Annotated in this window: 14 protein-coding genes and 1 riboswitch; of the genes, 8 read left to right on the top strand and 6 right to left on the bottom strand. The window is 64.7% G+C overall.

Annotation, left to right across the window (positions count from 1 at the left end):
- The first annotated feature begins 174 nt into the window (after positions 1-174).
- The gene (locus BMY91_RS17620; protein ID WP_090824270.1) at positions 175-1224 is read left to right on the top strand and encodes a Gfo/Idh/MocA family protein; all 1050 of its coding nucleotides are present in this window, start codon (positions 175-177) and stop codon (positions 1222-1224) included.
- On the opposite strand, the gene BMY91_RS17625 is transcribed toward BMY91_RS17620, so the two are convergent.
- Both BMY91_RS17625 and BMY91_RS23200 read right to left on the bottom strand, forming a co-directional pair.
- Positions 1208-1690, bottom strand: coding sequence for a hypothetical protein (locus tag BMY91_RS17625; protein ID WP_090824272.1), 483 nt, complete (start codon positions 1688-1690; stop codon positions 1208-1210). The genes BMY91_RS17620 and BMY91_RS17625 overlap by 17 nt on opposite strands.
- 35 nt (positions 1691-1725) lie before the next feature.
- Positions 1726-3000, bottom strand: a complete 1275-nt coding sequence (locus BMY91_RS23200; RefSeq protein WP_175538747.1) for a hypothetical protein — start codon at positions 2998-3000, stop codon at positions 1726-1728.
- A 293-nt stretch (positions 3001-3293) separates the two neighbouring features.
- Here BMY91_RS23200 and BMY91_RS17645 point away from each other — a divergent pair, with 293 nt between their 5' ends.
- The 5 genes from BMY91_RS17645 to BMY91_RS17665 all read left to right on the top strand — a co-directional run bounded on the left by BMY91_RS17645 (position 3294) and on the right by BMY91_RS17665 (position 6873).
- Positions 3294-4004, top strand: a complete 711-nt coding sequence (locus BMY91_RS17645) for a hypothetical protein (RefSeq protein ID WP_090824281.1) — start codon at positions 3294-3296, stop codon at positions 4002-4004.
- Between the two features lie 87 nt (positions 4005-4091).
- The gene (locus BMY91_RS17650; RefSeq protein ID WP_090824283.1) at positions 4092-4643 is read left to right on the top strand and encodes an RNA polymerase sigma factor; all 552 of its coding nucleotides are present in this window, start codon (positions 4092-4094) and stop codon (positions 4641-4643) included.
- Entirely contained in the window at positions 4640-5452 is an 813-nt protein-coding gene (locus BMY91_RS17655; protein WP_090824285.1) for a hypothetical protein, read from the top strand. The genes BMY91_RS17650 and BMY91_RS17655 overlap by 4 nt, the downstream gene beginning before the upstream one ends.
- A gap of 87 nt (positions 5453-5539) precedes the next feature.
- Entirely contained in the window at positions 5540-6136 is a 597-nt protein-coding gene (locus BMY91_RS17660; RefSeq protein WP_090824288.1) for an RNA polymerase sigma factor, read from the top strand.
- A complete protein-coding gene (locus BMY91_RS17665) occupies positions 6133-6873 on the top strand; it encodes a hypothetical protein (protein ID WP_090824290.1) in 741 nt (246 codons plus the stop codon). Before BMY91_RS17660 ends, BMY91_RS17665 begins: the two co-directional genes overlap by 4 nt.
- Positions 6874-6957: 84 nt before the next feature.
- On the opposite strand, the gene ald is transcribed toward BMY91_RS17665, so the two are convergent.
- Entirely contained in the window at positions 6958-8076 is a 1119-nt protein-coding gene (gene ald / locus BMY91_RS17670) for an alanine dehydrogenase (RefSeq protein ID WP_018780201.1), read from the bottom strand.
- Positions 8077-8284: 208 nt separating this feature from the next.
- Here ald and BMY91_RS17675 point away from each other — a divergent pair, with 208 nt between their 5' ends.
- Positions 8285-9499: a PucR family transcriptional regulator gene (locus BMY91_RS17675; RefSeq protein WP_090824292.1), complete on the top strand. Its 1215-nt coding sequence runs from the start codon at positions 8285-8287 to the stop codon at positions 9497-9499.
- Positions 9500-9703: 204 nt separating this feature from the next.
- Here the strand turns inward: BMY91_RS17675 and BMY91_RS23205 are convergent, their stop codons facing one another.
- Both BMY91_RS23205 and BMY91_RS17685 read right to left on the bottom strand, forming a co-directional pair.
- Positions 9704-11023: a hypothetical protein gene (locus tag BMY91_RS23205; protein WP_177179945.1), complete on the bottom strand. Its 1320-nt coding sequence runs from the start codon at positions 11021-11023 to the stop codon at positions 9704-9706.
- 2 nt (positions 11024-11025) lie between these two features.
- Positions 11026-11175, bottom strand: a riboswitch (cyclic di-AMP (ydaO/yuaA leader).
- A 129-nt stretch (positions 11176-11304) separates the two neighbouring features.
- Complete coding sequence (locus tag BMY91_RS17685) at positions 11305-11535, bottom strand: hypothetical protein (RefSeq protein WP_090824294.1); 231 nt, start codon at positions 11533-11535, stop codon at positions 11305-11307.
- A gap of 45 nt (positions 11536-11580) precedes the next feature.
- On the opposite strand from BMY91_RS17685, the gene BMY91_RS17690 reads away from it, so the two are divergent.
- Positions 11581-12645, top strand: a complete 1065-nt coding sequence (locus BMY91_RS17690) for an ATP-dependent DNA ligase (RefSeq protein ID WP_090824296.1) — start codon at positions 11581-11583, stop codon at positions 12643-12645.
- A 16-nt stretch (positions 12646-12661) separates the two neighbouring features.
- Here the strand turns inward: BMY91_RS17690 and BMY91_RS17695 are convergent, their stop codons facing one another.
- Positions 12662-12934, bottom strand: a complete 273-nt coding sequence (locus BMY91_RS17695) for a DUF6480 family protein (RefSeq protein ID WP_090824298.1) — start codon at positions 12932-12934, stop codon at positions 12662-12664.
- Positions 12935-12989 lie beyond the last annotated feature (55 nt).

Consider the following 12989-nt stretch of genomic DNA (forward strand, 5'->3'; position numbering starts at 1 on the left):
GTAGTTTCCTGAAGGCCGGGAACCACCCCCAACTTTTCACAAGGTTCGGGGGCGGTTCCCGGCCTTCTCCGTCCGTGACGCTCTCTCACCTTTCGTGTGTTTGGGCCTGACGCTCTCTCGAAAGTCGTACGCGGCCGCCCGCCGGCACGAGGTCTACTGATCTAGCCTTGGGTCATGACTTCCAAGCAACCGATCCGTACCGCCGTCGCAGGTTTCGGACTCTCGGGCAGCGTTTTCCACGCGCCGTACATTGCCGGCAACCCGGCCTACCAGCTCGCTGTCATCGCAACATCGGACCCAGCACGCCAAGCGAAAGCACGGGAGAGGTACCCGCAGGCAAAGATCGTAGAAACCCCGCAGGATATTTTGGCCCTCGCTGACGAGCTGGACCTCATCGTCCTGGGCACGCCGCCCGCAACGCACTACCCGCTCACGAAAGCCGCGCTGGAAGCCGGGCTCGACGTCGTCGTCGATAAACCGTTCGTGGTTCACAGCGCCCAAGGCGAGGAACTGATGGACCTGGCAGCGAAGCTGGGCCGCGTCCTCACGGTTTACCAGAACCGCCGCTGGGACGCCGACGCCCTCACCGTGCAGAAACTTCTCGACGCCGGGACGCTGGGTACCGTGACCCGCTTTGAGGTTGGCATGGAGCGTTGGGCGCCGGAGATCGCCAAAGCGTGGAAAGCGGGCGCCACGGCAGAGGAGGGTGGCGGCGTCCTGTTCGACCTCGGAACCCACGTCCTTGACCTCGCGCTCCGGTTCTTCGGCCCGGCAACGGTCACGTACGCAGAAATACAAGCCCGACGCCCCCAGGAAAGCGCCGATGACGATGTCTTCCTGGCACTCCGACACGAATCGGGCGTGGTCAGCCATGTCACCATCAACCTCAACAGCCACCTTCACGGCCCACGCTTCCGGGTTCTGGGTACCGCAGGAGGATTCGTAAAGTTCGGCACGGACCCGCAGGAACCCTATGTGCTGGGCGGCGGGCTGCCTACGGACGCCGAGTACGGCGTCGAGCCTGCCGAAAACCATGGAACGCTGGAACTGAACGGACAGCGCACCACAGTCCCCACCGAGCGCGGCGCCTACCCCGAGTTCTACCGGCTGCTGGCAGAAAAGGTCGACGACGGCGGTACGGCTTCTGCGCTTCCGTTGCCTGTAGACCCGGCAGACTCAGTTGCGGTCCTGAAGCTTATCGAGCAGGCTAGGGCGCTGGCGTGACGTCCGCGCTGGCAACCACCGAGTAGATGGCCTTGAGGTCGTGGTTACCGTCCACTGGCTGGCAACTGCCTGTCAGCTGGACGATATCCGCGGCGGCATGGTGCTGGACCACCGTGACGGCGGTGAACTGTGCCAAAGATCCGGCCTGCGGGTGCGTGTAGCGCGCCTCCCGCACGTGCCAGTCGCGGCCGTTGATGACCACGGGCTCGGTGCCGAGCAGCACAGCGTCGGGCAAGGCAGCCAGGAACTGGTCCACGGAGGCAGCGATGTCCTGGAGCCCGTAGCCCGGCAGGCGGCGCGAAACCGAGATGACCACATTCGCGGTGTAGCTGCCTTCTGCGGTGGGAGCCATGAGTGCTCCCACGGCGTCGGGAACCACTTGCTGTGTCCACCCCGGCGGCGGGGTGAGCTTGATTGAAGGGTAGGCAGGAAAAGCGTCGGACGGAAAAACCTGGTGCGAAGTCATGTGGGTCCTTTTCGGAGCAGTGTCTGTTCAGGAGGCTATTTGTTGAGGAAATCGACGAATCCGGTCACGGAATCCACGAATCCGGAGGGACTGATAGTGATTTGACCTCCGGCGCCAAGTCCAAGTTCTGCGGTGATTTTCGCGCCTACGCCCAAGGTGAATCCATCCTCATCCATGGAGGCGTTGAAGAAGTAGCCCTCGCCCGCGCCGGCGGCGACTGTCTCTGATGTGGACAGCTTCTGGCCGAGCACTTCAATGTACTGGGACGCGGTCAGCTCAGCACCGGCGCCGGCACTGGCTGCCTTACCGGTGACATCATCGTCTTTGACGCTGACTTCCCCTTCTCCAGCGCTGGCCCAGGCTCCTGCACGCAGCTCCGCTCCTTGTCCGACGCTGAACAACCCTCCGGCGAACTCCGTCTCATTGCCAAAGGTGACCTTCTGGCCGGCAAACGCTTCGCCGCCTGCACCGAACAAGAAGGGGGTGTCCGCGCTTGCATGGGCTGATGCCTCGGCCCCCGTCATCCCCCTGACGGTGGACGTGTTGGTTGCCCATCCGTCAAAGAATTCGCTTTTGGTTGTGGTGGTGTTCTCCACGCCTACAAACGCTTCACCTGTGGCTTGGACGCTGGGGAGTCCCAGGCCAAAGGGAACCCGGGCGTCGATCTTTCCATCTCCACGGGCTCCAGAGAATGTTTCATTGGTTGTGGTGGTAGTGACGGGGCCGAAACCGGATGTGGCGGTCCAGGTCATCTCCGCTCCGATCTTGCCGTCAACGGAGGCTTCAAAAGCTGCTCCACCGGGACCGACGGATCCGTTGGCCTCTCCGTTGGCCTCGGCCACCAGGGACCCTTCGCCCTCCACCGTGACCGGACCGTACTGAGTGGGACCAACGGTGAAACCGGGCATTCCCGCCGGGCTCTTGCCAACCCCCGGGCCCGGTCCGCCCTTGGAACCGCCAGTTCCGCCGGTTCCGCCCGCGCCGCCAGTTCCGCCGGTTCCGCCCGGGCCGCCAGTTCCGCCGGAACCGCCCGCGCCGCCCAGCGAGGCTTGCTCTTGCTGCTCGGCGTTGAGCTTCAAGGCACGGGCATTGGATTTCAGGCACGCAGCAGCCGCTCCCAACCGTCCCTGAAGGTCGCTGTGCCAGGCACTGCGAAACTGGTCAGCATCATTTCCGCGCCAGTAGTGGCCGTTCTGAATCAATCCGTTGAGCTGCCGCTTGAGGTCGGTGATCTTCTCCGCCTCAGCGTCCATCACAGCCGAGAGCCGCCGGAGATCTCCGACGTCCGCGCCTACCAATCCTTGTCCCATTACTTAGCCAGCCCCATCACGTATCCCCTGAACGTAGTGACATGCCTGGGGTCCAGTGCGGCGCCAGGCGTTTCCTGAGCATAGTTGGCCGTTGCTGGCACGGCCATGGGGACATCTAGCCACGTGAAGAATGCGGTGGACGCATTGCTTGAAAAGAATTTCAGGCAATGCGTAACCTCGCCGGTGCCCTCAGCGATGTAAGGGGTGTGCGGGCCACGTCCGCACACCGATCATCCGGTGGCCGCCCAACAGCTGCCGGGGCAATCCCAACATCGTTTTTGTCGGAGGGTTTCATGTCTTTTTTCACTGTCCTTGCCACCAGCAAAGTCGCCGCAGGCGTCCTGGCCGCCGGAGCTGTAGCCGCCGGTGGAACCGGCGTCGCCGCCTTTAATGGCGCCCTTCCCACCGAACTCCAGCAGACCGCCCACCAGTTGGTAGGCGCACCGGCCCCGCTCGACGCGAACACCGCTGAAGCAGCCGAGGCCGCCCAAACCGGTGCGGCCAAGGCCACTGACGCCGTCGGGAACGTCCAGTCGAAGGCGACTGACGCTGCTTCAGATGCGAAGGCGAACGCCAACGACGCCGTATCTGCCGCTCAAGCCACGGCCCAGGACGCCACGTCACCGGATGCTTTCGGCCTTTGTGCAGCCTTCCTCAGCGGTGGCCTGAAGCCTGACACCAAGGTCCCGGGCTTCGAGTCCCTGACCATCGCTGCCGGTGGCGAAGCCAAGGTAGAGGCTCACTGCGAGGCCGTGGTCCAGGCCGGTAAGGCTGCGGGCCTGAAGGCGGACGGCTCGGCCAAGGTAAAGGCCGACGTCGATGCCGGCGTCACGCAGGAACTGCCGGCTACGCCTGCGGTTCCGGCAGTCCCGGGCACTCCGGAGGTACCCGCCACCCCCGCCGTTCCCGCGGTGCCGGCGACCCCGGCCGCACCTGCCCTCCCGTCGCAGGTTCCTACGGACGTACCGGCCGTTCCAGGAGCGCCGCTCGATTCTGTCCGCTAAGCGGGCAGCAGCTACGGTTTAATGGCGGGGCTCCTTGGCTTAGGACAAGGAGCCCCGCTACGTAACGTGGGATGGAGGCGTCCACGGGTGCTTGACCCTTTGGCGGATGAAGATGTGCAGGTGGATCAGGACGATCCTGCCCTGCTCTTCACGGCTGCCTACAACAGCTTCGCCGGACCGGTCTTTGGTTACCTTAGGGCCCGTGGTGTGGATGACCCCGAGGCCGTCACCCAGGACGTTTTCCTGGCGCTCTACCCCAGGCTGGACTCCCTCCAAGGTGGGCTGCAGGGAGCCAGGACCCTGCTGTTCTCCATTGCCCATGCACGCATGGTGGACCACTACCGGAAGCGCGAAAGAAGGCCCGATTCCACACCCTATGAGTCGGAGCTGGACGCCCGGCGCACACCGTCGGCGGAGGACCAGGCGTTCGGGCGGGCCTCCGGTGTGGGGGTTACGGAACTTCTGGAAGGCCTGGCGGACGACTACCGGGAAGTCCTTGCACTGAGGGTTGTTGCAGACCTTTCCGTGGAAGAAACAGCGGCCATCATGGGCAAGTCCCAGGGTGCCGTGAAGCAATTGCAGCGCAGGGCATTGAGTGCACTGAAGAAGCGGGCACATCGAACGAACGGCACATCATGAGCGAAAACATTCCGGAGCGCGGACGCCACCACCAGGAGGCTATTGACCAGCTGCTGGCCGGTTCCGGCCACGAAGGCGACGCCGCGCTCCGCACCGAACTGCTGGAGCTCCGCTCGCTGGCCAGCACTGTGCCTCTGCCCTCCGACGCCGTCCGGGCCCTGATGAGCGGCAGCCCCGCTGACGCTACCCGGCAACTCACGACGACGGATGGCCCCGCCGCGCGGTCGGGGGCACCGGCCGCGGTTCCCGCCACGGTTGAGCCAAGCCATGGCCCAGGCCCTGTAGATGAGCTGGCTGCCCGGCGGCGGAACAAGCGTCGCGCGGCAATCGCCGGCCTTGCTGTTGCCGTGACTTTGGCCGGAGGTGCCACAGCAGCTGCTGCGTCCGAAGGCGGAATTCCCGGTGCCTTCCAGCATCTTGGGGCGGCCATCGGCTCAGTGGTCTCGCAGCTGGCACCCGGCTCCGGAACTGCTCCCCAGCAGGGCGGCTCTGGTGGCTCAAGCCCGCAGCCACCCCTGGATGAAACCCGGACTGTTCCTGCCCCGAATCAACCCGCGCCGGCCAACCCAAGTCCCGGCACCCCTGGGCACGTTCCGCAGCCCCATCCCGGCGGGGAAGGGTCATCGCAAACACCCAAGGCTCCCCAACACGATGTGCCAGGCAAGGGAGTCATTCCCACTCCGCCAGCGGTTCCTGTGACGCCGCCTGCCCTGGATGCTCCGAAGATCGATCCGTCAGAGCTCCGGCCGTCGGACCTCCCCGTGCCTGTTCCCACTCACGTGGTTCCGAAGGTCCCGGACACGCCGTAGACAGGTCCACCACGTATTCATGGCACGGTCCTCGGAAAAAACATCCCCCCTGTGTAACCATCCGTGGTGTCCCGGACAATACAGGGCATGGAGAACGTTCAGCTGGGGGATGACGTCCTGTGGGCGGAGAGCTTAAAGGGTGATGCCGAGGCGTTTGGCCTTTTGTATGACCGGCACCGCGGTCGCGTCTTTCGGCATGCTTATCGCTTGACTGGCGGAAAGCACGACGCCGAAGATGCTACGGCCGCGGCCTTCTTTGAGTTGTGGCGCCGCAGGGAGCGCGTGAGGGTGGTTGAGGGCTCGATCCTTCCGTGGTTGTTGGTGACAGCGACCAACAGTGCGAGGAATCTTCAGCGGTCAAAGGTCCGGCACCGAAGGCTCCTGGCCGCAATCCCTCGACGCAGCGAGGCCGAGGCGGAACTGGACCCGGCTCATTCGAACCACGACTTTTCGATGACTGACGAGGTAGCGCAAGCCTTGGCTGTTCTCAAGCCATTGGACCTGACGCTGGTCAGCCTTGTGGTGTTCGAAGAGTTGCCATTACCGGCGGCAGCTGAGGCAGTTGGCATTTCACCAGGGGCAGCCAAGGTCCGCATGCACCGTGCTCGCCAAAAGCTCAAGGCTGCGCTGCCACGGTCCTTTCACCATGTACATTCGCCAGCCTTGAAAGGAGATCCGTCATGAACGACGTTCGCATTGATCCGCAGTTCGACCGGGCGCTCCGCGAGGTACTCCTTGCCCAGGTTCGAACCACCGTACAACGCCGGCCCTATAAGCGACGGTGGCTGTTGTTCGCCGGCACCTTGGCCGGAGCAGGCATGCTGGGTGGCGTCGGCGCTGCGGCGGCGGGACTCTTTACCTTGCCCGGCGTGCCGACAACCACTGTCCTGTCTTCCCCATCGACGGCCGTTTACAGCGGCACAGCAACAGCTGACCTTGGACCGGCTCCGGCAGGGGCGACGGGTATTGAGGTGGAGCTGACCTGCCTCACCGCCGGTACGTTCACCTTCCCGGATGGTGCCAACGTCACCTGCTCTTCGACGGATCCGGGAACTAACGGTGCCTGGTCAAAATATGTCCTCGCCCTGAATCCTTCAACACGAGGGGTGACCATCACCACCGAACCAGGAAACAGGTGGCAGATCAGCAGCAGCTACATCTCACAGGTGGCCACCGCGTGGGAAGTCAACGCCAAGGGGGAGACCTATGGTGTTGAGGTACCCGGGCGTGGAGCCCCGGACTTGCTCGCAGTCATAGCCACCAACGGGGCAAAGGGATACGCCTACTCGGTCCAGATGAAAGGGACCGATCCGGCCAGTCCAGAAGAAGCAGCAAAGAACTTGCCTAAACCGCAACGGAAAATTCCGGTTTATCTCAGCGATGGCGTCACACAAGTGGGCGTATTCATGGCACCAGGATGAGGCCGGCGACGTGCATTAATTGCGGAAAGCCCGCTGTTCCGATGCTTGGCGGCAACGGAACAGCGGGCCAACGACGTTCAAACGCTAGGCGGAGACCAGGCTGTGCCAGTCGTTGACGAGGGGCAGGTTGTGCGCCTCGGAAACGGAGTGGTGTGCCACGTGGCCCGCGGCGATGTTGAGGCCGGCGGCGAGAGCGGGGTCGCGGTCGAAGGCGGCCTTGACGCCCAGGTTGGCCAGTGCCACGGCGTAGCGCAGGGTGACGTTGGTCAGTGCGTACGTGGACGTGTTCGGAACGGCGCCAGGCATGTTGGCAACGCAGTAGAAGATCGAGTTGTGGACCTTGTAAGTCGGTTCCTGGTGGGTGGTGGGGTGTGTGTCCTCGAAGCAGCCACCCTGGTCAACAGCGATGTCCACCAGAACCGAGCCCGGCTTCATGCGGGAGACGAGTTCGTTGGTGACCAGCTTGGGAGCCTTGGCACCCGGGATCAGGACGGAGCCAATCACGAGATCTGCGTCGATGACTGACTTCTCGATCTCGTAGGCGTTGGAGGCGACGGTCTTCAGGCGGCCCTGGTAGAGGGCATCCAGTTCGCGCAGCCGGTTGATGTTGATGTCCATGATGGTGACATCAGCACCGAGGCCCAGCGCCATGGCAGCGGCGTTGGTTCCCGCAACACCGGCACCGAGGACAACAACTTTGGCCGGACGGACGCCCGGTACCCCACCCAGGAGGACGCCCTTGCCGCCGGCCGGAGCCATCAGGGAGGAAGCGCCGACTACCACGGACAGGCGGCCTGCTACCTCTGACATCGGGGCGAGCAGCGGAAGGGTGCGGCCTTCCTGCACGGTTTCGTAAGCGATGGCCGTGACACCGGAGTTGATGAGCTCGGCGGTGAGCTCGGGCTCCGCGGCGAGGTGCAGGTACGTGAAGAGGATGAGGCCCTTGCGGAAGCGGTGGTATTCGGCCGCGATGGGTTCCTTGACCTTCATGACCATGTCCGCACGGCCCCAAACATCGTCTGCTTCGTTGACGATTTCAGCGCCGGCGATCGAGTATTCCTCGTCGGTGATGCCCGAGCCGAGGCCCGCGCCGCGCTCAACCAGAACGGTGTGTCCGTGGGTGCGGAACTCGTGGACACCTGCGGCCGTGATGGCTACGCGGAATTCGTTGTTCTTGATTTCTTTGGGGACGCCGATGATCATCTGTGGGCTCCATCGTTAGCGGCCTCTTCGGCCGAACATGTGTTGCGGGCTGTGATTCCAGAATAAATCCGGCTGTGAGGCAGGCGACATGGATTCCGGCACCTGCATCTGCGGAAACCCCGGAAATTCAAGGGTCTCCGTGGCTGAGGCTCGACATTTGTCGAGAGCTGGAGCGTCAGGTGTCGCCTGCTGTTGGTACGCTTTCTGGATGCAGCAGGACGTGGAGCAGATCGTTGAACGCGTGGCACTGAAGCTGGGCCGGGGCCTGTCGCTGGAAGACCTCGACGGCGTCCTGCTGGCCTACAGCTCCAACCAGTCGCACGCCGACCGCGTCCGGGTTAACTTCCTGCTCAGCAAGCGCGTCCCCAGCGATGTCAGCGTCTGGCAGCTCTCCCACGGAATCGCCACAGCGGTGCGCCCGGTGGTGGTCCCCGCCAATGAGGAACTCGGCATGTTGGGCCGCGTGTGCGTTCCCCTGCTGGTGCGTGGTTTCCGCGTGGGCTACTTGTGGGTGCAGCTGGACCTTGAGGAGCAAAGCGCGACGGCGATACTCGCCGAATTGCCTGGCGTGCGCGACGAACTGGACCTGCTGGCGGGCTTGCTCCTTGACTCCAATACGGCAGAATCAGAGTTCCGCCGGAGGCGTGAGCAGGAGTTCCTCTCGGCCTGCGGCGGAGAATCAAACGCCGTGGCTGCCGTTGCCGGGTGGAAGGAAATCCAGGGGCGTGGGCCGTGGCAGCTGGTGACCATCCTCGACGCGGACGGCGCGCGTTCCGACGTCGATCCTATTGCCGCAACCCTCACCCATCGATCGGCGGCGCTGCAATCCACCATCGGTGTCAATGCTGCCTTGTTCAGCGCCGGAACCGAGACGCATTCGGTGGTCCTGTTCCGTGAATCCGGAGGGAGGGCGGACCACGCGCAGGTTCTGGTGCACTATCAACTGGAGCTCGCCAAGCGGGCCGGCAGAGCTGTGGACCGGATAATCCTGGGTATCAGCGAACCGTTCCAGGTCATCCGGCAGCTCGGAGGCGCGTACCGGCAATCGAAGGTGGCAGCGCAGGCAGCGGCGGTAGACCGCCCGCTCGGGGAGCTTGTGGACAGCCGGTCCGTGGGCGTCTACCAACTTTTCGACCGGCTGCTGGCACCGGGCGGCTGGGACGATACCGGATCTGTGCACTTCCGCACTTTGGAGGGCCAGGACAAGAACGGGGAACTTCTGCCGGTGCTGGAACTGCTGTACGACAACGACAGTTCAGTGCAGGACGTCGCGTCCAAGCTCCACCTTCACAGAAGCAGCATCTACAACCGGCTCGGCCGTATCCGCCAACTCATCGGCGCTGATCCATTGAGTGGCGCCATCCGGCTCGAACTGCACGCGGCCCTGAAAGCGCGGCGCTGGGCGGGGCGGCCACGGATCTGACGCATGGACAAGAAGGAGGCAGGCACCCACGCTGGGTGCCTGCCTCCTTCTGCACGCTCCTTAAGAGTCTGTAGGGAGCCTACGAGCGCTTCAAACGTTGGCAACTCCAACGCCCCAGCCGGCGTCGGAACGTGGCTGTCCTGCTACTGCTGCAGTACCGGCTGTGCCACCCTGCGTGAGTGGTGGTGCGGGGCATCCGCGTGCTCACTGGATGGCCTTCTTGGCCGCGTCAAGGAGCTCCTGGAGGGCCGACCCGGTGGGCTGCGGTGTGGTGCTGGCGTTCGGGTTGCCCGTGGGCCGGGGTTTGGACGTTGCTGTCTCCGTTGGTGTGGGAGTTGGAGTCGGAGTGACCGTTGGCGTGGGAGTGGTTGTAGGCGTCGGCGTAGTGGGCGGCGTGGTGATGGTGTCCGACGGCACGTCGCTTGGCGCTGGCGCAGGTACGGTCGGGGCCGGGGTTGCTGCGCCAGGGACGGCCGCAACGGCGGACGGTACCGCCGAGGGGACCCACACCGGATCGGCCAATGAGATCCGGGGTGTCGGGACCGACGACGGCGATACTGCTGCGGGTGCCTCAGGTACGGTGGCCGGTTGGCCAGCCTCGGAGGACGCCGACCCCGACGGTGAGGGCGCCGACGCGGTGGAGTAGGAAGCCCGGGGAGCCGGGGACGCTGAAGCCGACTGGCGATCCTCGCCGGCCTTGCTGCCACTGGCTTCCTGGGCAGGAGTTTCCTGGCCGAAGAATGGAAGTTCCAGGGCCTGGCCCACCGTTCCGGCCGTCAGAACCAGCCCGAGGGCACCCGCCACCACGGCCATGCGCTGGCTCATGTGCTTGACGGATGCGGCCTTCAGCAGGACTGTCTTCGGTTCCCGGCCAAGCGTGGATCCGCCCAGGGCTGACTTGGCAGCAGCGGGCGGGGTCGATTGATTCCGGAGGTCCTTACGGCTGGCAAGGGATGCCGAGGCCGTTGCGGCTGCGGCAACCTGCGCCGCGGACTTGCCGCGGGGAGACGGAGGCGTCGTAGGCGCGGGTGACGGAGTGACGGGCGTCTGTTCCTCGCGGGCGGCTACTACCGGAATGGCTGCGGTGGCCGGCTCGGGGGAGGCAGGCGCCGGAGCGGCCTGCACCACTGGGATGGCAGAGGTGGGCGGTCCAGGCGTGGTCGATTTCGGAGCGGCGGCCTGCGCGGACTGAACTGTCTGTGGGGCGTGCACTGTCTGCGCGGACTGAACTGTCTGTGGGACGTGCACTGTGGGTATCGCTGCCGTTGCCGGCTCCGCGGGCTCGATCACGGCTCGTGCCGCCCGCTCCCGCTCGGCCGCGCGAACGGCCGCGCGCGTGGTGGGCGCCGCAACGGTGGGGATGGCCGCAGTGGCGGGTTCCGGCGTCGTGCTTGATTCCGGCCCGGCAGACTCTGTGGGTGCGCTGATGGGGGATCCGCTGGGTTGGGCCCGACGGCGTCCGGTTGGCTTGGTGCGCTCGCGTTCGGTGTGGTCGCGGCGCGGCTGATCCATGGTTGGGGACATGGTGGTTGCCTCTCAACGCCTTCGAGGTTAGCTGTCGGGTTCGGACGAGGCCGTCCGGCCGCACAAGGCGGCTTCACCCCAAGGACTTGTGGAAAACAAGCCCGGGAACTCTGGGTCCCCCGTCTCTGCCGCGGGTCTGGCGGATCCCGGATTGCGGCAGAGCTCGGCGTCAATCCGGAAGCGGCCCAGCGGAGATTCGGGTCGCCCTACGACCGTACATGAGCCGGAAAGTAAAGTCACATTAATGTAACGGGCGGTAGGCCTGCCTCAGTGAGGGGCGCCTATCGCTTAGGCTTCGGGGCCGGAGCTGGAGCCGGGAGCTCGTGCTGGATCTTCTGGATCTGGTGCGCTTGGTGGGTTTCGGGCCGGAAGATCTCATCCGCAATTCCCAGCATGCCGCCCGCCGCGGCGCGCCGAACCCCGCGGCTGTTCTGGCGCGCGATCCAGTACCAGAGGCCGGCCAGAAGGGCCGGGACGCCAAGTACGGCCGCCAACACGGCCAAGATATCCATCGCCTAAGACTAGCTTCGGCGTGCACCGGCAGGTAGACAGGTCCTATGGACCTGCCAGTGATGCCGCCCGTCTCGCCCATGCTCGCCAAATCGGTGCCCGCCATCCCCGACGTTGGGCACTATGAACCCAAATGGGACGGATTCAGGACCATCGTCTTCAAAGATGGCGACGAAATCATCCTGGGCAGCCGCAATGAGAAGCCGATGACCCGATACTTTCCCGAGCTGGTGGAGGCGCTGAGGAAGAATCTTCCGGACAAGTGCGTGATCGACGGCGAGATTGTCCTGATCCAGGAAAACAGGTTGGAATTTGAGGTGCTCCAGCAGCGGATCCATCCCGCGGACAGCCGGGTCAGGATGCTCGCCGAGAAGACCCCTGCTTCCATGGTTGCCTTTGACATCCTTGCGCTGGGCGATGACAACCTCATGGACCGGCCCTTCTCTGAACGCCGCGCCATCTTGGAACGCGCACTCGCCAAGGCAGAGCCGCCCGTCTACGTGACCCCGGCGGTGACTGACCTTGAACGCGCGCAGGAGTGGTTCGTGCAACTCGAAGGCGCTGGACTGGACGGGGTGCTGTCAAAGCCGCTGGAGGGGACATACCAGCCGAACAAGCGCGTGATGTTCAAGACCAAGCACGAGCGCACGGCGGACTGCGTGGTGGCCGGCTTCCGCTGGCATAAGACCGCGAAAGTGGTGGGATCCATGCTGCTCGGCCTCCATGACGACGGCGGACGACTGCACCACGTGGGGGTGGTGGCTTCATTCCCCATGGCCAAGCGGGAGGCCTTGGTGGCAGAGCTTGAGCCCTATCAGGTGGACCTCAGTGAGCACCCGTGGGGCGAGTGGGCCAGTCAGGCCGATGGTGCAGGCGGTTCCAGGATGCCCGGTGCCCAAAGCCGGTGGAGCGGGGGCAAGGACTTCTCCTTCGTGCCGCTGCGCCCCGAGCTGGTGATCGAGGTTGCCTACGACTACATGGAGGGCGACCGGTTCCGGCACACCACGCAGTTCCGCAGGTGGCGGCCGGACCGGACGCCGGGGAGTTGCACGTATTCGCAGCTGGAGGAACCGATGGACTATGACCTCGGGGAGATCTTGAGGCTGCCCTAGCCGGTTGGCAACGGGTTTACTCCCCGTGCCCTTGGTCGCTGCTCATGCTGCCCTCGGCAGGAGGAGTTTCTCCTGGAGGTACTCCGCCTCCGGGTTCCAGCCCTGTGACATTTCCGTCGAGGGGATCGGGATTGGCGGACGCGGCGGGGTCCTGGTCCTCATCCTGGCGCAATTCGGGATCGGCGTTGACGCCGCCCGTGTCGGCCGGGGGTGTCGGTGCGGCACCGAACGGCCCGGTAGCGCCGGTCACTCCGAAGCCCTGCTCGTCCTGGGGGTCCTTGGTGGTCATGATCAGCCCTTTCGTAAGCAAACTTACTAATGCGCTTGCTTCGTCAGCCTAGCCG

It is taken from the genome of Arthrobacter sp. yr096 (genome assembly GCF_900108925.1).
GTDB lineage: Bacteria > Actinomycetota > Actinomycetes > Actinomycetales > Micrococcaceae > Arthrobacter.